Raw genomic sequence first — 18,763 nt, 5'->3', positions numbered from 1 at the left:
TCAGTAGGTGGAGCGACCGCCCGAAAGATCGAAGGTCGCGCCGGTGGAAAAAGAGCAATCCTCGGTGCAGAGCCAGGCCACCATCGCGGCCACCTCCTCCACCGTGCCGAATCGCCCCATCGGGATCTTCGACAGCATGAAGGCGATGTGGTCGGGCGTCATCTGGTCGAAGATCGCGGTCTTGACCGCCGCCGGGGTGACGCAGTTGACGCGGATGCCAGTATCGGCGAGTTCCTTGCCGAGCGACTTGGTGAGCGCGATCACGCCGGCCTTGCTCGCACTGTAGGCACTGGCGTTGGGGTTGCCGTCCTTGCCGGCGACCGAGGCGATGTTGACGATCCGGCCATAGCCCTGCGAGCGCATCTGGCCGACCACCTCCCGGCAGCAGATGAAGAGGCCGGTCAGGTTGACCTCCATGACCTGGCGCCAGGCATCGACCGGGTAGTCCCACAGCCGCGTGTTGGGCCCGGTGATGCCGGCGCTGTTGACCAGCGCATCGATGCGCCCGGCCTGCGCCAGCGTGGCCGCCACGGCCTTGGCCACCGAAGGCTGCTGGGTCACGTCGACCGCCAGCGCATAGGCCTTGGCGCCGAGCGCCCAGGCGGCCTTGGTCGCGGCCTCGCCGTCGCGGTCCCACACGGTGACGCTGCCACCCGAGGCCAGCAGCCGCTTGGCGATGCCGAAGCCCAGGCCGGTGGCGCCGCCGGTGACGACCGCATGGCGGCCGTTGAAGTCGAGCTGGTTCATATCATGATGCCGCCGTCGACCGTGAAGGCCTGGCCGGTCGCGAAGACGGATTCGTCGCTGGCCAGGAACACCACCACCGGCGCGATCTCCTCGGCCCGCGCGAGCCGGCCCATCGGCTGGCGCGCGATGAAGGCCTTGCGTGCTTCCTCGGGGTCGGCGTTGGCGTTGATGCGGTCGCCGAGCGAGGGCGTGTCGACCGTGCCGGGGCACACCGCATTGCAGCGGATGCCCTTGGTCACGTAGTCGGCGGCGACGCTCTTGGTGAGGCCGAGCACCGCCGCCTTGGTGGTGCCGTAGACGAAGCGGTTCGGCAGGCCCTTCATGCTGGAGCAGACGCTCGCCATGTTGATGATGCTGCCGCGCCCGGCCGCGAGCATGCCCGGCAGCACCGCCTGGATGGTCCAGAACTGGGCCCGCACGTTGAGGTTGAAGGCGAACTCGAGGTCGGCGTCGGCGGCGTCGAGCACGCTGCCGTTGTGGACCACGCCGGCGCAGTTGAAGAGCACGTCGAGCGCCGGCAGCGTCTGCACGAGTGCGCCGATGGCGGCCTTGTCGAGCACGTCGAGCTTCGCGGTCCTGACGTTGGCGACGCCGCCGAAGCGCGCCAACAACTTTTCGTTGACGTCGGTGGCCCACACCGTCGCGCCCTCGGCCGCGAGTGCGAGCACGCTCGCATGGCCGATACCCTGTCCGGCCGCGGTGACGAGCGCGGTCTTGCCCTGAAGTCTCATGGGATGTCCTCTCGAAGCTGATGGCGATGGTGATGCCGCGAAGGCCGCGCCGCATTCAGGGTTTCGCCCGATGGCCCGGCTCCGGTGCGGCTCGTATTCTGAATTGGCCTTACCACTTGTCCAATTCAGGACAACCCTTAACCCCCTCCCCCTGCCCTGCACGTGCCGCTGCAAACCGTCGAGCCCCAACGCCTCTATCGGCAGATCGCCGACCAGCTGCGCGCGCTGATCGCCCAGGGCGAATTCGCGGTCGGCGCGCGGCTGCCGGCCGAGCGCGATCTCGCCAGGCAGCTCGGCGTCAGCCGGCCTTCGGTGCGCGAGGCCCTGATCGCGCTCGAAGTCGAGGGCTGGGTCGAGGTCCGCACCGGCTCGGGCGTCTACGTGCTCGACCGTTCGCACCGGACGGCGGCGCCGGTGGCGGCGGCCGAATGGGGCCCGCTCGAACTGATCCGAGCCCGCCGCGTGGTCGAGGGCGAGACCGCGGCCCTGGCGGCCGCGCTGGGCCGGCGGCGCGACGTCGACACCCTGACCCGCGCCATCGAGAGCATGCGCGAGATGGCCGATCGCAACATGATGCCGCTCGAGGGCGACCGGGCCTTCCACCTGGCGATCGTCGAGGCTTGCGGCAACGTGGTGCTGTCGGAGACGGTGCAGGGCTATTGGGATTCGCGCAACGGCCCGATCTTCACGCGGCTCGGCGGCTACTTCGAGACCGTCAAGTCGTGGCGCAGCGCGATCGCCGAGCACGAGGCCATCCGCGACGCGATCGCCGCGCGCGACCCCGACGCCGCCCGTGCCGCGATGCACGCGCACATGGACAAGTCCCATCAGAGATTCAGCGCGAGTTGGCGCCGCGCGAAGGCCTCCTGATCCCAGCCAAGTCAGTCCGCTTTTCTTCCCAACCACAACGGAGACAAATCGATGACCAGCAAACGCTTCGCCCTCAAGACCTTCGCGGCCTGCGTCCTAGCGGCCAGCGCGCTCGGCGCCTTCGGCCTCGCGCAGGCCCAGACCAAGCTCAAGTGGGCCCATGTCTACGAGACCTCCGAACCCTTCCACAAATACTCGCTGTGGGCCGCCGACGAGATCAAGAAGCGCACCAACGGCAAGTACGAGATCCAGGTTTTCCCGGCCTCCAGCCTGGGCAAGGAGTCGGACATCAACCAGGGCCTGACCCTGGGCACGGTCGACATCATCCTGACCGGCGCGAGCTTCGCGGGCAACACCTACAAGCCGCTCGCCGTGACCTACTTCCCGTTCATCTTCCGCGATTCCGAGCACCTGCTGAAGTACGCCCAGAGCGATGTCTTCAAGGAGCTCGCCAAGGGCTACGACGACAAGAGCGGCAACCACATCACGGCGCTCAACTACTACGGCGCGCGCCACGTCACCTCGGCCGCCGCCAAGCCGGTGACCAAGCCTGAGGACATGAAGGGCCTGAAGATCCGCGTGCCCGACGCACCGGCCTACCTGGCCTTCCCGAAATCGCTCGGCGCCAACGCGACGCCGATCGCCTTCGCCGAGGTCTACCTGGCGCTGCAGAACGGCACGGTCGACGCCCAGGAGAACCCGCTGCCGACCATCGAGGCCAAGAAGTTCTTCGAAGTGCAGAAGAACATCTCGTTGACCGGCCACATCATCGACTCGCTGCTCACCGTGGTCTCGGGCCAGACCTGGGAGAAGCTGTCGCCGGACGAGAAGAAGATCTTCGCGGAGGTGATGCAGGAAGCGGCCGAGAAGACCGGCCGCGAGATCATCGCTTCGGAAATCCGCCTCACCGACGACTTCAAGAAGAAGGGCAACAACGTGATCGTGGTCGACAAGGCCGCGTTCCGCGAGGCCGTGCTCAAGAACACCAAGCCGACCGACCAGGGCTACCGCCAGCAGGACTACGACCGCATCCTGGCTATCAAGTGAGGCCGCCATGACCGAGCAGAAGATCATCGACGACGAGGGCCACTTCCATGCCGAGGACGAAGTGGTCGACCTTTCGGACACCATCGCCGAGGGCTGGATCGCGCTGGCGCTGTTCTGGCTGCTCGGCCTCACCGTGTTCTACCAGTTCGTCACGCGCTACGTGCTGAACGATTCCGCGGCCTGGACCGAAGAGGTGGCGCGCTACATGCTGATCGGCGTGGTCTTCATCGGGGCGGCGATCGGGGTCTCGAAGAACAACCAGATCCAGGTCGACTTCTTCTACCGCCACATCCCCAAGGCGATGGGCGTATGGATGTCCAAGGCGGTCGACCTGGTGCGCATCGCCTTCTTCGCCGGTGCGGTGATCATGACCGTGCAGATGATGCTCAAGATCGGCAGCCGCACGCGCATGACCATCGTCGACCTGCCGATGAACATCGTCTACGGCGTCTGCCTGTTCGGCTTCGCGGCGATGGCCTGGCGCTCGCTGCAGGTGGCGCGCATCCACTGGCGGCGCGGCTACAGCGTGCTCGAACGACCCGAATCCACTCTGTCAGACCACTAACATGCTCAAGATCTTCTTCCTGGTCTTCATGGCCGGCGGCATCCCGGTGGCGATCGCGATGGCGGGCGCCTCGCTGGCCTACATCCTGATGTCGGGCGGCCTGCCGCCCTTCGTCGTGATCCACCGGATGGTGAGCGGCATCGACAGCTTCCCGCTGCTCGCCGTGCCCTTCTTCATCCTGGCCGGCAACCTCATGAACAACGCCGGCATCACGACCCGCATCTACAACTTCGCGCTGGCGCTGGTCGGCTGGCTCAAGGGCGGGCTGGGCCACGTCAACGTGCTCGGCTCGGTGATCTTCGCCGGCATGAGCGGCACCGCGATCGCCGACGCCGCCGGCCTCGGCACGATCGAGATCAAGGCCATGCAGGAGCATGGCTACGAGACCGAGTTCGCGGTCGGCGTCACGGCCGCCTCGGCCACGCTCGGGCCGATCATCCCGCCCAGCCTGCCCTTCGTGATCTACGGGATGATGGCCAACGTCTCGGTGGGCGCACTGTTCCTCGCCGGCATCCTGCCGGGCGCCATGATGGCGATCCTGATGATGCTCACGGTGGCCTACTACGCCCACAAGAACAAATGGGGCGGCGACGTCAAGTTCTCGAGCACGCGCCTGTTCAAGGCCTTGAGCGAGCTCGCGGTGGTGATCGGCTGGCCGCTGCTGATGTGGCTGTTGATCAGCCAGCTGGGCACGCCGCCGCAGCTGACGGTCTTCGGTGGCCTGGCGGCGCTGTTCGTGCTCGACCGGATCTTCCGCTTCGAGGCGCTGCTGCCGATCATGACGCCGGTGCTGCTGATCGGCGGCATGACCACCGGCCTCTTCACGCCCACCGAGGGCGCGATCGCCGCCTGCGTATGGGCCATGATCCTCGGCTTCGCCTGGTACCGCACGCTGTCCTGGAAGATGTTCGTCAAGGTCTGCCTCGACACCATCGAGACCACCTCGACCGTGCTGTTCATCGTCGCCGCGGCGTCGATCTTCGGCTGGATGCTGACCGCGACCGGCGTCACGGCCGAGATCGCCAGCTGGGTGCTGGGCTTCACCGACCAGGCCTGGGTTTTCCTGCTGCTGGCCAACCTGCTGATGCTGTTTGTCGGCTGCTTCCTGGAGCCCACCGCGGCCATCACGATCCTGGTGCCGATCCTGCTGCCGATCGCGACCCACCTGGGCATCGATCCGATCCACTTCGGCCTGGTGATGGTGCTCAACCTCATGATCGGGCTGCTGCATCCGCCGATGGGGATGGTGCTGTTCGTGCTCGCGCGGGTCGCCGGACTGAGCTTCGAGCGCACCACCATGGCGATCCTGCCATGGCTGGTGCCGCTGCTGGTGAGCCTGGCGATCATCACCTACATGCCGTCGCTGGTACTGTGGCTGCCGAAAATGTTCTTCTGAGACCTTGCGGGACAGACCAACAAGCCGCGCAGCGGTTTTTGCTCTGGCCCCAACTGACCAGATCCAGTGCCGCACAAGACAAAGGACCCCCAACGATGAACCCCTTCATTCGACTCCATCCCGCCGACGATGTCGTGATCGCGCGCGGCCAGCTGGTCGGCGGCACGCCGGTCGAGGGCGTGACGGCCCGCGGCCTGATCCCGCCCGGCCACAAGATCGCGGTGCGCGCCATCGCGCAAGGCGACCCGGTGCGCCGCTACAACCAGATCATCGGCTTCGCGAGCAAGCCGATCGCGCCCGGCGAGCACGTGCATACGCACAACCTCGACATGGGCCCCGACAAGGGCCACTTCGAGCGTGACTACGCCTTCGGGGCCGACGTGAAGGCGCCGCCGCCGAAGCGCGAGGCCACCTTCATGGGCATCAAGCGGGCCGACGGCCGCGTCGCCACGCGCAACTACATCGGCGTGCTGACCAGCGTCAACTGCTCGGCCACCGCGGCACGCGCCATCGCCGACCACTTCTCGCGCAAGACCAATCCGGCGGCGCTGGCCGACTACCCGAACGTGGACGGCGTGGTCGCGCTCACCCACGGCACCGGCTGCGGCATGGACACCGGCGGCATGGGCATGCAGTTGCTCGAGCGCACGCTCACGGGCTACGCGACGCACCCCAACTTCGCCGCCGTGCTGGTGGTCGGGCTGGGCTGCGAGGCCAACCAGATCAACGCCTGGCTCGCCACCGGCCACCTGAGCGAAGGCGAGAACTTCCGCGTCTTCAACATCCAGGACACCGGCGGCACGCGCAAGACGGTCGAGAAGGGCGTCGCGCTGATCAACGAGATGCTGCCGCGCGCCAATGCCGTGCGGCGCGAGCCGCTGAGCGCGGCCCACATCACGATCGGGCTGCAGTGCGGCGGCTCCGACGGCTACTCGGGCATCAGCGCCAACCCGGCGCTGGGCGCCGCGGTCGACCTGCTGGTGGCGCACGGCGGCACCGCGATCCTGTCCGAGACGCCGGAGGTCTACGGCGCCGAGCACCTGCTGACCCGCCGCGCGGTGCGGCGCGAGGTCGGCGAAAAGCTGGTCGAGCGGATCCGCTGGTGGGAGCACTACACCGCCATCAACGAGGGCGAGATGAACAACAACCCCTCGCCCGGCAACAAGGCCGGCGGGCTCACGACGATCCTCGAGAAGTCGCTCGGCGCGGTCGCCAAGGGCGGCACCAGCAACCTCGAGGCGGTCTACGAATACGCCGAACCCGTGACCGCGCACGGCTTCGTCTACATGGACACGCCGGGCTACGATCCGGTCAGCGCCACTGGCCAGGTGGCGGGCGGCGCCAACATCATCTGCTTCACCACCGGCCGCGGCTCGGCCTATGGCTGCGCGCCTTCGCCGTCGCTCAAGCTGGCGACCAATTCCGCGCTCTGGCAGCGCCAGGAAGAAGACATGGACATCAATTGCGGCGAGATCGTCGAAGGCACGGTGTCGATCCAGGAGATGGGCCAGCGCATCTTCGAGATGGTGCTGGCGACCGCCTCGGGCGAACCCTCGAAGAGCGAGCGCCATGGCTACGGGCAGAACGAGTTCGTGCCCTGGCAGGTCGGCGCGGTGATGTAGCCATGTCGCATTTCACTCAACCACCCTTCGGCACGCTGGACGGCACCAGCGTCGAGAAATTCGACGCCCGTTTCAACCGCCTGGTGCCCGGACCCGAGAAGGTCGAGCGGCTCTGGACCGGCGCCCGCTGGTGCGAGGGGCCGGCCTGGTTCGGCGCCCACCGCACACTGGTGTGGTCCGACATTCCGAACAACCGCATGATGCGCTTCGACGAGCGCAACGGCGGCGTGGCGGTGTTCCGCGAACCGTCCAACAATTCCAACGGCAACACGGTCGACAGGCAGGGCCGGCTGGTCAGCTGCGAGCACCTGACGCGGCGCGTGACGCGCACCGAGCATGACGGCAGCCTCACCGTGCTGGCCTCGCACTGGCAAGGCAAGCGCCTCAATTCGCCGAACGATGTCGTGGTGCACTCCGATGGCGGCATCTGGTTCACCGACCCGAGCTACGGCATCCTGAGCGACTACGAAGGATTGAGCGCCGACAGCGAGATCGGCGCCTGCAACGTCTACCGCATCGACCCGGCCAGCGGCGCGGTCGACCTCGTCGCCGACGACTTTGTCAAGCCCAACGGATTGGCCTTCTCGCCCGACGAATCGATGCTCTACATCGCCGACACCGGCGCCAGCCATGCGGACGACGCGCCGCGCCACATCCGCCGCTTCGCGGTCGCGAGCGATGGCCGGCGGCTGGGTGCCGGCAGCCTGTTCGCGGAATGCACGCAGGGGCTGTTCGACGGCTTCCGGCTCGACACCGAGGGCCGCATCTGGACCAGCGCCGCCGACGGCGTGCATGCCTTGCACCCCGACGGCAGCCTGATCGGCAAGATCCTGCTGCCCGAGCGCGTGGCCAATGTCTGCTTCGGCGGCCCCAAGCGCAACCGGCTCTTCATCTGCGCCACGAGTTCGCTCTACGCCATCACCCTCAACGCCAAGGGAGTTTGAATCACATGTCCCAAACACTGGAGCCGGGCAGCCTGAGAAACCAGGTCGCCCGCATCCTGGCCGCCGCCGGCAGCGCGCCGGCCGAGGCCGAGCAGGTCGCCGCCAACCTGGTGCTGGCCAATCTGAGCGGCCACGATTCGCACGGCGTCGGCATGCTGCCGCGCTATGTCGACGCCATCGCCGAGGGCGGCCTGGTGCCGAATGCCGCGGCCCGGATCATCCTCGACACCGGCGCCCTGCTCTCGCTCGACGGCCAGCACGGCTTCGGCCAGATCGTCGGCGTGCAGGCGATGGAGCTCGGCATTGCGCGGGCCAAGCAGCATGGCAGCTGCATCGTGTCACTGGCCAGCGCGCACCACCTGGGGCGCATTGGCCATTTCGCCGAGATGGCGGTGGCCCAGGGGCTGGTGGCGATGCACTTCGTCAACGTGCTGTCGCGGCCGGTGGTCGCGCCCTGGGGCGGCGGCGACGGCCGCTTCGGCACCAACCCCTGCTGCATCGGCGTGCCGCTGGCAGGGGCCGAGCCCTTCATCCTCGACTTCGCGACCAGCCGGGTGGCGCAGGGCAAGATGCGGGTGGCCTACAACAAGAGCGAGCGCGTGCCGCCGGGCCACCTGATCGACGAGCATGGCGCACCGACCGACGACCCGGGCGTGGTGGTGGTGCCGCAGAGCAACGGCCTGTTCGGCGCCCTGATGACCTTCGGCGAGCACAAGGGCTATGGCATGGCGGTGGCCTGCGAGCTGCTCGGCGGCGCACTGACCGGCAGCGGCACCTGGCACCGTCCGGCGGACACCGCGCGCACCGTGCTCAACGGCATGCTGGTGGTGCTGATCGACCCGGCCCGGCTCGGCACGCAGGCGAGCTTCGCGCAGGAGGCGACGGCTTTCGTCGACTGGCTGCGCCAGAGCCCGCCGGGCGCCGGCTTCGAGGCCGTGCAGATCGCGGGCGAGCCCGAGCGCAAGGCGCGCGCGGCGCGCGAGCGCGAGGGCATCTGGCTCGACGATGCGACCTGGGGCGAGATCGTGGAGGCGGGACGCAAGGTCGGTGTCACGGTCGGTGCGACCGGCGGTTAGGGCCCACCAACTGTTTCAATGTCGTCTTCGCCCGGCCTTGGGCTTGCGCTATGGTTTCCTCAACAGTTCGCAAATCACAAGGAGCCGACATGAACACCACACGACAACGCTTCATGCGCGTCAGCGCGATCGCCCTGCTGCTCGGCAGCGCCGGCTTCGCCCAGGCCCAGTCGCTGGACATGCTCAAGGGCCTGGCCGGCGGCGGCGGCGGCATGGCCTCGGGCAGCCTCGGCAACGCCGCCGGCGTGATCGAGTACTGCCTCAAGAACAACTACCTGAGCGCCGACAGCGCCACCACGGCCGTGAAGGACCAGCTGATGGGCAAGATTCCGGGCGGCAAGCCCGCCTCCGATCCCGGCTACGTGGACGGCGCGCAGGGCATCCTGACCGGCACCGACGGCAAGAAGATGGACCTGACCGGCGGCGGCCTGAAGCAGGAAGTCACACGCAAGGCCTGTGACTTCGTGCTTAAGCAAGCCAAAGGAATGTTGTAGGCCCCCACGCTCCCCCACTGCGTGTGGGTCGCTGCCCCCCGAGGGGGCCGCAGGCCGCCTTGGGGCGGCCCGGCGCCGGCCTGGGTGGCCCCCACGCTCCCCCACTGCGTGTGGGTCGCTGCCCCCCGAGGGGGCCGCAGGCCGCCTTGGGGCGGCCCGGCGCCGGCCTAGACGTCGAAGCGGTCCAGGTTCATCACCTTGGTCCAGGCCGCCACGAAGTCGTCGACGAACTTCTTCTTCGAGTCAGAACTGGCGTAGATCTCGGCGAGGGCGCGCAGCTGTGCGTTCGAGCCGAAGACCAGGTCGACCCGGGACCCGGTCCACTTGAGCTCGCCCGTCTTGCGGTCGCGGCCCTGGAACGCGGCGCCGGCCGTGTCCGCGTTCCACTCCGTGCCCATGTCGAGCAGGTTGACGAAGAAGTCGTTGCTCAGCTTGCCCGGCTTGTCGGTGAAGACACCGTCGCGTGACTGGCCGGCATTGCCACCCAGCACGCGCAGGCCGCCGACCAGCACCGTCATCTCGGGCGCCGTCAGGGTCAGCAGTTGCGCCTTGTCGACCAGCAGCACCTCTGCCGGCACGGCCAATCCGGCCTTCACGTAGTTGCGGAAGCCATCGGCGACCGGCTCCAGCGGCGCGAACGACTCCGCGTCGGTCTGCGCCTGCAGTGCATCCGTCCGCCCCGGCGTGAAGGAAACCCGGACCTCGTGGCCGCCGTCGCGCGCCGCCTGCTCCACGGCCGCGCCGCCGGCCAGGACGATCAGGTCGGCCAGCGAGATCTTCTTGCCGCCCGTCTGCGACCCGTTGAACTCGGTGCGGATGCCCTCCAGCACCTGCAGGACCTTGGTCAGCTGCTCCGGCTGGTTGACGTCCCAGTCCTTTTGCGGCGCCAGGCGAATCCGGGCGCCATTGGCGCCGCCGCGCTTGTCGGAGCCGCGGAAGGTGGAGGCCGACGCCCAGGCGGTCGAGACCAGCTGCGCCGGGGTGAGCCCCGAAGCCAGCACCTTCTTGGCCAGCGCCGCGACGTCCTTCTCGTCGACCAGCGGATGGTTGACCGGGGGAACCGGGTCCTGCCAGATCAGCTCTTCGGCCGGCACCTCCGGCCCCAGGTAGCGGGCGCGCGGCCCCATGTCGCGATGGGTCAGCTTGAACCAGGCGCGGGCGAAGGCATCGGCGAACTGGTCGGGATGCTCCATGAAGCGGCGCGAGATCTTCTCGTAGGCCGGGTCGAAGCGCAGCGACAGGTCGGTGGTCAGCATGGTGGGGACCAGCTTCTTCGACGGGTCGTGGGCATGCGGAATGGTCGCGCCGGCGCCCTTGGCCACCCACTGGTTCGCACCGGCCGGGCTCTTGCTCAGCTCCCATTCATAGCCGAACAGGTTCCAGAAGAAGTTGGTGCCCCACTTGGTCGGCGTGGTGGTCCAGGTGACTTCCAGGCCACTGGTGATCGTGTCGCCGCCGCGGCCGGTGCCGAAGCTGTTCGCCCAGCCGAGGCCCTGGGCCTCGAGGCCGGCGGCCTCGGGCTCGGCCCCGACGTTGGACGCAGGGCCGGCGCCATGCGTCTTGCCGAAGGTGTGGCCGCCGGCGATCAGCGCCACGGTTTCCTCGTCGTCCATCGCCATGCGTCCGAAGGTGTCTCGGATGTCGTAGGCGGCGGCGATCGGATCGGGGTTGCCGTCCGGACCTTCGGGATTGACGTAGATCAGGCCCATCTGCACGGCGCCGAGCGGGTTCTCGAGCTTGCGCGAGTGCGGCACCTTGCTGTCGTCGTCCTTCACGAGCACGCCGTGCGCCTCGTCGACGCCGGGCGAACCCTGTGCGTAGCGGATATCGCCGCCGAGCCACTTGGTCTCGCGACCCCAGTACACGTCCTGGTCAGGCTCCCACACGTCGGCACGGCCGCCGCCGAAGCCGAAGGTCTTGAAGCCCATGGTTTCGAGCGCGACGTTGCCGGCGAGGATCATCAGGTCGGCCCAGGAGATCTTCTTGCCGTACTTCTGCTTGACCGGCCAGAGCAGCCGGCGCGCCTTGTCGAGGCTGACGTTGTCCGGCCAGCTGTTCAGCGGCGCGAAGCGCTGCTGGCCGCGGCCGGCGCCGCCCCGTCCGTCGCCGATGCGATAGGTGCCGGCGCTGTGCCAGGCCATGCGGATGAACAGGGGCCCGTAGTGGCCGAAATCCGCCGGCCACCAGTCCTGCGAATCGGTCATCAGGTCGGCGAGGTCCTTCTTCAGCGCCGCCAGATCGAGGGTCTTGAACTCGGCGGCGTAGTCGAAGCCCTCGCCCATCGGGTCGGACTTGGACGAATGCTGGTGGAGCAGATCGAGCCGCAACTGCTGGGGCCACCAGTCACGGTTCGTCGTGCCGCCCGCGGCCGGGCTGAACGGGCACTTGGCTTCGGTCTTTTCGCTGCTCATGGGGTTCTCCTACGTTCTACGATGAGGGTCGGAGGAGCATTCTGTGGCAGAACCGGCCGGCTGCGAATAGGGCGCGTCTATGCCGCGCATAGTCGGCGCTTGTTACCCAGGTTTGCGTGGCGTTAACAAACTTGTCAGGAAACGCTAATTCCACGCGGTCAAGCTCGCCGACCTGGCACGGCTGAACTCGGGACCCCATGGCAAGCGAAAAGAACACCTGCGTCTACACGGTGCTGATCGGCAACTACGAGGCACTGAACGAACAACCCGTGGCCCATCGCTCGGACATTCCGTTCATCTGCCTGACCGACGACCCCTCTCTGACCAGCGACACATGGAAGATTGTCCAGCTGACGCCCGCATTCAAGATGGACCCGATCCGCAGCCAGCGGATGCTGAAGATCTGTCCGCATTGGGTCGACGCACTCGATGGCTTCGACCAGTCGCTCTACATCGACAACTCGGTCGTCCTGCATCAGGCGCCGGAGCTGATCATCGAACGCCATGGATGGGCCCAGGGCATCGGCCTTCCGGCGCACAGTTTCCGCCAGAGCGTGATGGATGAATTCATCGAGGTGGCGCGCAACGGACACGACGACCAGAACCGGATCTTCGAGCAGCTGAACCACTACCTGACGTACGGCGAGCCGACCTTGAGCGAGCCGCCGTACTGGACGGCCATCATGCTGCGCGACCACCGCGACGAGGCGGTGCGCGCGGCCATGCTGCGCTGGGTCGAACACGTGCTGCGCTATTCGCGGCGCGACCAGCTTTCGCTCAACGCGGCGCTGCGGGAATCCGGCATCGTCCCGGCGCGCTGGGAGCTGGACAACCACGAATCCTGGTTCCACACCTGGCCGCACGCGCACCGGCGGGATCGTTTCAGCGGTGGGCGAGATCCTGCCGCATCGATGACGCCGCCGCTGGCCCAGATGCGGGCGGAGAACCTGAAGCTGCAATTGAGGCTGGCCCATGCGCTGCAGCAGACGAACGCGTCCATCGCAGCCATCCATGCCAGCACCAGCTGGCGGCTGACCTCGCCGCTGCGCCGCTTGAAGCAATGGCTGCAGCGCGCCGCGGATGCCGCCGCCACGCGACCTGCCAATCCATCCGGGCACTGAGACCGGAGCGGCCCCCAGCGCCGGGCGGTCGGCTGCGCCCAGCGTTCAATCTCGCAGCATCAGCGCCACCGAGGCATCCAGATGCTCGGACGGCGCCCGGCGAAAGCCCGAGCGCGCGAAGCGCTGCAGCCGCCCGACCACGAAAGCCGTGAGCGCCGAGGCGCGCACCTGCGCGTCCAGGGTGGGCGTGGCAGAGCCGTCGACCTGCGCCCCGTCGCGCAAGGACTGGCGCAGGGTGGCTTCGATCTTGTCGAAGAACTGGTTCATCCGGCTCTGCAGCCGCTCGTTCTCGAACACCAGCGCGTCGCCCACCATGACGCGGGTCATGCCGGGGTTCTTCTCGGCGAACTGGACCAGCATGGCGACGATGCGCGCGGCCTGCTCGTGGCCCGGGGCCTCACGCTCGACGATCTGGTTGACCAGCGTGAACACGCTCTGCTCGATGAAATCGATCAGGCCCTCGAACATCTGCGCCTTGCTGGCGAAATGACGGTACAGCGCGGCCTCGCTGACCTCCAGCCGGGCGGCCAGCGCGGCCGTGGTGACGCGCTCGGCACCGGGCTGCTCGAGCATGGCGGCCAGGGCCTGCAGGATCTGCACGCGCCGCTCGCCCGGCTTGGGGCGCTTGCGCGTCGGTGCGGCCACCGGTTCTGAACTGCTTGTGGCGCCAGAGGCGCTCGGCTCGTCGTTCTGCATGGGCGCGTGCAAAATGTAAAAAAATGATTCTCGCACGGGAACGTTAGCGCGCGCCAACCGGGCAAGCCCTGCCTGTCGCGCAGAATCGACAAATCATTCACGCTTCCGACACAAGACAGACCATGAGCCCAACCATTCTCGTGACCGGCGGCGCCGGATTCATCGGCAGCCACACCTGCGTCGCGCTGGCGGCTGCCGGCTATGTTCCGCTGGTGCTGGACAACCTGGGAAACAGCGACGTCCGTGTGTTCGAGCGGCTGGCGCGCATCATCGGCAGTGCGCCGCGCTTCGTCGAAGGCGACGTCCGCGACCGCGCCCTGCTCGACCGCCTGTTCGCCGAGCAGCCGATCGCCGGCGTGATCCACTTCGCCGGCCTCAAGTCGGTCGGCGAGTCGGTGTCCGACCCGCTGGCCTACTACGACAACAACGTGCACGGAAGCTTCGTGCTGGCCGCGGCCATGAAGGCCGCCGGGGTGCGCACGCTGATCTTCTCGTCGTCGGCGACGGTCTATGGCGACCCGGATCACTCGCCGATCCCAGAAGACGCGCCACGCCGACCGGCCAATCCGTACGGCCGCTCGAAGCTGATGGTCGAAGAGGCACTGGGCGACCTTCAGCGTTCGGACCCGACATGGCGGATTGCGCTGCTGCGCTATTTCAATCCCGTGGGCGCGCACGAGAGCGGGTTGATCGGGGAGCACCCGCAGGGGCGGCCCAACAACCTGATGCCTTTCGTCAGCCAGGTCGCCGTGGGCCTGCGCGACAAGCTCGCGGTGCATGGCGGCGACTACCCGACGCCCGACGGCACCGGCGTGCGCGACTACGTCCACGTGATGGACTTGGCCGAGGGCCACGTGGCGGCACTGAGGCATGCCGAAAGCCAGGCAGGACTCGCCACGCTCAACCTGGGGACCGGCCGGGGAGCATCGGTGCTTGAGGTGGTGAAGGCTTTCGAGCGGGCCTGCGGCCGCCCCATCCCCTACGAAATCGGTGAGCGCCGCCCGGGCGACGTCCCAGCCTACTGGGGCGATCCGGCACTGGCGCAAGCCACGCTCGGTTGGACGGCCCGCCGCGGCATCGACCAGATGTGCGCCGACAGCTGGCGCTGGCAGCAGGCCAACCCGCGGGGCTACGAAAGCTAGCCTGGCCCGGCGCCCTCAACGGGCGCGGATCATCGTGCCGTAGGCCTGGTCGGTGAGGATTTCCAGCAGCATCGCGTGCGGCACGCGGCCGTCGATGATGTGGACCGCATTGACGCCGCTCTTGGCGGCGTCGAGCGCGCCCTCGATCTTCGGCAGCATGCCGCCGGAGATGGTGCCGTCGGCGAACAGTTCGTCGATCTCGCGGGCGCTCAGGTCGGTCAGCAGCGTGCCGTTCTTGTCGAGCACGCCGGGGGTGTTGGTCAGCATCATGAGCTTTTCGGCCTGCAGCACGGTGGCCAGCTTGCCGGCGACGACATCGGCGTTGATGTTGTAGCTCTCGTTGTTCTCGCCGAAGCCGATCGGGCTCACCACCGGGATGAAGGCGTCGTCCTGCAGCGCCTTGACCACGCTCGGGTCGATCGAGACGATGTCGCCGACCTGGCCGACGTCGTGCTCGAGGTTGGGATCGTTGCGGTCGGCCATCTTGAGCTTCTGGGCCCGGATCAGGCCGCCGTCGCGCCCGGTCAGGCCCACCGCCTTGCCGCCGGCCTGATTGATCAGGCCCACGATGTCCTGCTGAACCTCACCGGCGAGCACCCACTCGACCACTTCCATGGTCTCGGAGTCGGTCACGCGCATGCCCTGGATGAAGTGGCCGGTCTTGCCGAGCTTCTTGAGCGCCGCCTCGATCTGCGGGCCGCCGCCATGCACCACCACCGGGTTCATGCCGACCAGCTTGAGCAGCACCACGTCCTCGGCGAAGTCGGCCTGCAGTTCGGGGTCGGTCATGGCATTGCCGCCGTACTTGATGACGATGGTCTTGCCGTGGAACTTGCGGATGTAGGGCAGCGCCTGGGCCAGGATCTCGGCCTTGTCGCGCGGAGGGATGTTGAGGACGGGATCAGTCATGGCGAGCGATGGAAAAGACGAATTTCCGGATTGTGGCGGAACTCGGCGACGCCGAGGTTACGGCCGCAGCCAGCGCGGCACCTTGAACCGGACGATCATCAGGTAGGCGGCGACGTAGGTGGCCACGAACAGGACGCAGAAGGCGATCAGCACCAGCGTGTTGTTCCAGAACAGCACCGCCGGCACCACGGTCAGCGCCGCGAAGATCCACAGGTACGGCGAGGTGCGGTTGTTGCGCGCCAGCAGCTGCCGGGCCTCGTCGTCGGCGAAGGCCACGCGCACGATGCGGCGGAAGATCAGCTGGTGGAAGTGCAGCGCGTCCGCCGTGCCCGGCGACTGGCCGCGCGCCACCTTGCGGTAGATCGAGAACAGCGTCTCCCAGACCGGGTAGATCAGCAGCAGCATCGGGAACCAGGGCGAGACCACGCGATGCCGCTGCACCAGCGTGACGGCGGCGATGGCGATCACCATGCCCCAGACATAGGCGCCGCCGTCGCCGGCGAAGATCTTGCCGCGCGGGTAGTTCCAGATCAGGAAGCCGAGCGTGGCGCCGACCAGGCAGATCACCATGGCGGCGAGCTGCCGGTCGCCGACCTGCAGCGCCACGTGCGAGATCGCCAGGCAGACCAGCACCGCGACCGTGCCGGCCAGGCCGTTGTAGCCGTCGATGATGTTGAAGGCGTGCGGCAGGCCGCCGATGGCCAGGGCGGCGAACACGATCGCGGCATAGGGCATGGCCTGCAGCCAGCCGTCGACCGCCGGGATGCCGACCCGCGCGAGGCCCAGGTTCAGCACCCAGCACAGCAGCAGCGCCGAGCCGATGGTCAGGCTGAGCCGGTAGCGCACCGACACCTGCTGGGTCACGTCCTCGATGATGCCGCCGAGCACGGCCGGCGCGATGCACAGCAGCGTCAGCGCCGAGCTCTTGAGCGGCCAGGAGACATTGAACGGGTCCGAGCCGATGCCCGCGACCAGCCAGGCGACGCCGGTGCCGATGAAGATGCCGGCCCCGCCCAGCCGCGGCACGTGCCCCTTGTGGAAGCGCTGCGGCATGTCGGCGCCGTAGCGACGTGCATGCCGACGGGCGCGGCGCATGAACAGCTGCACCGCGAAGGCGGAGAAGAGGAAGCTGATGACGATCAGGGCAATCATGGGTGGTGTTGGGGAACCCTAGAATTCCCGGACGAAATTAGACCATGCCGATGCCCCCCTCTTCCCCTGCCTCCATCACGGTGTCGATCGTGAGCCACGGCCAGCTCGACCTGGTGCGCCCCCTGATGGAGGAACTCGACCGCTTCAGCCGCGGCACGGTCGCCAAGGTGGTGCTGACGATCAACATCCCCGAGACCGACGCGCTCGCGGGCCTGCACTGGGGCTTCGAGGTGGAGCGGATCGAGAATCCGGCCCCGATGGGCTTCGGCGCCAACCACAACCAGGCCTTCGGCCACTGCGCGACGCCGTGGTTTTTGGTGCTGAACCCGGACATCCGTTTCGATCGCGACATCCTGGCGCCGCTGGTCGCCCAGGCGCGGCCGGACAGCGGCCTGCTGACGCCGCGCATCCTCGAGCCCGGCAAGGGCGAGCCCGAGCAGCACCGGGCGATCATCACGCCACACGAGATCCTGGTGCGCCGGCGGCCCGGGTACCAGCGCCCCGCGGTTCCGCACTGGATCCCGGGGCTGTTCATGCTGTTCCGCAGCGACGCCTACCGCGAGATCGGCGGCTTCGACGAGCGCTTCTTCATGTACGGGGAAGATTTCGACATCTGCGCCCGCACCCAGCTCGCGGGCTGGAAGCTGCAGGTGGCGGAAGACCTGTTGGCCCGGCACGACGCCCAACGCGCCAGCCGCACCAGCCATCGGCACCTGTACTGGCACGTGACCAGCCTGCTGAAGGTGTGGACGTCGCGGGCTTTCTGGCGGTTCAGAAAGCTGACGGACAGCTAGCCGAGCATGCGCCGCAAGGCGCGCAACCCCGGCAGCTTGGTGATCGCGCCGATCGTCCGGATCAGGCTCGGCGGACTGTGCTGCACCATGAAAACGGTCGCGTTCAACTTCGCCTTGGCAAGCCGGCCGACACTCGGGTTGGCGTTCACGATGGACGCGTACTCGGCCAGAATCCCGCTCATCTCGACCCGGCTCTCGTCCCCGGCCTTCGTCGCCTCGATCACATGGTCGACGAAGTAGCGGCCGAAGCGCGGCATGAGGTGGTCGCGCAGGTAGAAGCGATTGCGACGTGGCTCGTCCGGGAACATGCCGACCAGCTTCCTGAAATACTTGAAGCGACTGCGGATCATGCGCACGTCGAATGAAGTGCTGCCGGTATGAATACACCACACCGTCACCACCTTGTCGACGAAATGGTTCGTGTAGCCTTCGCGGAAGATGCGCAGGAAGAGATCGTCGTCCTCGAACCCCATGAACTGGGTGTCGAAACCTCCTACCGCCTCGAAAGCCCGTCGGCTTATCAGCGCCGCCGATGGCAGAACGAAGATGTCGTTGCGGAGCATGTCGAAGATGCTCTGCTTGGGATGCGCGCTGTGCTCCTTGACCATCGACGCGCGGATGATCCTGCCATCGCCATCGGCCTCGGCCAGGTCCCCGTACACATACCCGAATCGCGGTTCGTCGGAAGGAATGGCACGCGCAAGAATGCGGATGTGGTGCTCCAGGTAAAAGTCGTCCTGGTCGAGAAAGCAGATGAAATCGGATGTCGACGCCGCCACCCCGGCATTGCGCGCCGAACCCTGGCCACCATTGTCCTGGTCGATCAACTTGAACGGGTAGCGCGCCGTCAGGCCGTGCAGGAACTGCCGCTCATCGGGTCGCGAACCGTCGTTCACCACGACAACCTCGCGGGCGGGCTCGGACTGGGCGAAAACGCTGTCGAGCGCACGCTCGATGAAGCGCGCTCCGTTGTAGTACGGGATCACCACCGCCACGGAGGGCGGGACGGTCGGGGGGCAACGGCTCGTTTCGGACATCGAGGGAGA

18 protein-coding genes are annotated in these 18,763 nt (G+C 67.5%); 11 read left to right on the top strand and 7 right to left on the bottom strand.

The genetic code is table 11. The features are described 5' to 3' along the window. Together QTI68_RS14210 and QTI68_RS14205 are read right to left on the bottom strand one after the other, a co-directional pair. Positions 1–747, bottom strand: coding sequence for an SDR family NAD(P)-dependent oxidoreductase (locus tag QTI68_RS14210; RefSeq protein WP_286522184.1), 747 nt, complete (start codon positions 745–747; stop codon positions 1–3). Next, positions 744–1,478, bottom strand: a complete 735-nt coding sequence (locus QTI68_RS14205; protein ID WP_286522183.1) for an SDR family oxidoreductase — start codon at positions 1,476–1,478, stop codon at positions 744–746. Before QTI68_RS14205 ends, QTI68_RS14210 begins: the two co-directional genes overlap by 4 nt. A gap of 162 nt (positions 1,479–1,640) precedes the next feature. On the opposite strand from QTI68_RS14205, the gene QTI68_RS14200 reads away from it, so the two are divergent. The 8 genes from QTI68_RS14200 to QTI68_RS14165 all read left to right on the top strand — a co-directional run bounded on the left by QTI68_RS14200 (position 1,641) and on the right by QTI68_RS14165 (position 9,492). After that, positions 1,641–2,348 carry a FadR/GntR family transcriptional regulator gene (locus tag QTI68_RS14200; RefSeq protein ID WP_286522182.1) on the top strand — a complete coding sequence of 236 codons (708 nt, stop codon included), beginning with the start codon at positions 1,641–1,643 and terminating at the stop codon, positions 2,346–2,348. Positions 2,349–2,399: 51 nt separating this feature from the next. Continuing rightward, on the top strand, positions 2,400–3,395 hold the full coding sequence (locus QTI68_RS14195; RefSeq protein WP_286522181.1) for a sialic acid TRAP transporter substrate-binding protein SiaP: 996 nt from the start codon (positions 2,400–2,402) through the stop codon (positions 3,393–3,395). Between the two features lie 7 nt (positions 3,396–3,402). Continuing rightward, positions 3,403–3,960, top strand: coding sequence for a TRAP transporter small permease (locus tag QTI68_RS14190; protein ID WP_286522180.1), 558 nt, complete (start codon positions 3,403–3,405; stop codon positions 3,958–3,960). Between the two features lies 1 nt (position 3,961). After that, entirely contained in the window at positions 3,962–5,356 is a 1,395-nt protein-coding gene (locus QTI68_RS14185; protein ID WP_286522178.1) for a TRAP transporter large permease, read from the top strand. A gap of 95 nt (positions 5,357–5,451) precedes the next feature. Continuing rightward, positions 5,452–6,978, top strand: a complete 1,527-nt coding sequence (locus tag QTI68_RS14180) for a UxaA family hydrolase (protein ID WP_286522177.1) — start codon at positions 5,452–5,454, stop codon at positions 6,976–6,978. A 2-nt stretch (positions 6,979–6,980) separates the two neighbouring features. Further along, on the top strand, positions 6,981–7,922 hold the full coding sequence (locus QTI68_RS14175) for an SMP-30/gluconolactonase/LRE family protein (RefSeq protein ID WP_286522175.1): 942 nt from the start codon (positions 6,981–6,983) through the stop codon (positions 7,920–7,922). Between the two features lie 5 nt (positions 7,923–7,927). Continuing rightward, on the top strand, positions 7,928–8,998 hold the full coding sequence (locus QTI68_RS14170) for a malate/lactate/ureidoglycolate dehydrogenase (RefSeq protein ID WP_286522173.1): 1,071 nt from the start codon (positions 7,928–7,930) through the stop codon (positions 8,996–8,998). 89 nt (positions 8,999–9,087) lie between these two features. Further along, a complete protein-coding gene (locus QTI68_RS14165; protein ID WP_286522172.1) occupies positions 9,088–9,492 on the top strand; it encodes a DUF2501 domain-containing protein in 405 nt (134 codons plus the stop codon). Between the two features lie 167 nt (positions 9,493–9,659). Here QTI68_RS14165 and katG read toward each other — a convergent pair whose 3' ends face one another. After that, the gene (gene katG / locus QTI68_RS14160) at positions 9,660–11,903 is read right to left on the bottom strand and encodes a catalase/peroxidase HPI (RefSeq protein ID WP_286522171.1); all 2,244 of its coding nucleotides are present in this window, start codon (positions 11,901–11,903) and stop codon (positions 9,660–9,662) included. A gap of 197 nt (positions 11,904–12,100) precedes the next feature. On the opposite strand from katG, the gene QTI68_RS14155 reads away from it, so the two are divergent. Further along, on the top strand, positions 12,101–13,024 hold the full coding sequence (locus QTI68_RS14155) for a glycosyltransferase domain-containing protein (RefSeq protein WP_286522169.1): 924 nt from the start codon (positions 12,101–12,103) through the stop codon (positions 13,022–13,024). A gap of 45 nt (positions 13,025–13,069) precedes the next feature. Here QTI68_RS14155 and slmA read toward each other — a convergent pair whose 3' ends face one another. After that, positions 13,070–13,720, bottom strand: a complete 651-nt coding sequence (slmA, locus tag QTI68_RS14150) for a nucleoid occlusion factor SlmA (protein WP_286522167.1) — start codon at positions 13,718–13,720, stop codon at positions 13,070–13,072. Between the two features lie 122 nt (positions 13,721–13,842). Between slmA and galE the strand changes: the two genes are divergently transcribed. Continuing rightward, on the top strand, positions 13,843–14,862 hold the full coding sequence (galE, locus tag QTI68_RS14145; protein ID WP_286522165.1) for a UDP-glucose 4-epimerase GalE: 1,020 nt from the start codon (positions 13,843–13,845) through the stop codon (positions 14,860–14,862). Positions 14,863–14,877: 15 nt separating this feature from the next. On the opposite strand, the gene argB is transcribed toward galE, so the two are convergent. Both argB and QTI68_RS14135 read right to left on the bottom strand, forming a co-directional pair. After that, the gene (argB, locus tag QTI68_RS14140; protein ID WP_286522163.1) at positions 14,878–15,771 is read right to left on the bottom strand and encodes an acetylglutamate kinase; all 894 of its coding nucleotides are present in this window, start codon (positions 15,769–15,771) and stop codon (positions 14,878–14,880) included. 57 nt (positions 15,772–15,828) lie between these two features. Further along, positions 15,829–16,923, bottom strand: coding sequence for a glycosyltransferase family 4 protein (locus tag QTI68_RS14135; protein ID WP_286522159.1), 1,095 nt, complete (start codon positions 16,921–16,923; stop codon positions 15,829–15,831). A 44-nt stretch (positions 16,924–16,967) separates the two neighbouring features. On the opposite strand from QTI68_RS14135, the gene QTI68_RS14130 reads away from it, so the two are divergent. Then, a complete protein-coding gene (locus tag QTI68_RS14130) occupies positions 16,968–17,717 on the top strand; it encodes a glycosyltransferase family 2 protein (RefSeq protein WP_286522158.1) in 750 nt (249 codons plus the stop codon). On the opposite strand, the gene QTI68_RS14125 is transcribed toward QTI68_RS14130, so the two are convergent. Continuing rightward, positions 17,714–18,754 (bottom strand): glycosyltransferase family 2 protein, encoded by a 1,041-nt coding sequence (locus tag QTI68_RS14125; protein WP_286522156.1) that lies wholly within the window; start codon positions 18,752–18,754, stop codon positions 17,714–17,716. The two genes, QTI68_RS14130 and QTI68_RS14125, sit on opposite strands and share 4 nt — an antisense overlap. Positions 18,755–18,763: the final 9 nt, after the last annotated feature.

Origin of the sequence: Variovorax sp. J31P207 (genome assembly GCF_030316965.1) — a bacterium.
Lineage (GTDB): Bacteria > Pseudomonadota > Gammaproteobacteria > Burkholderiales > Burkholderiaceae_C > Variovorax > Variovorax ginsengisoli_B.
This window is presented reverse-complemented; position numbering and strand designations above follow the sequence as displayed.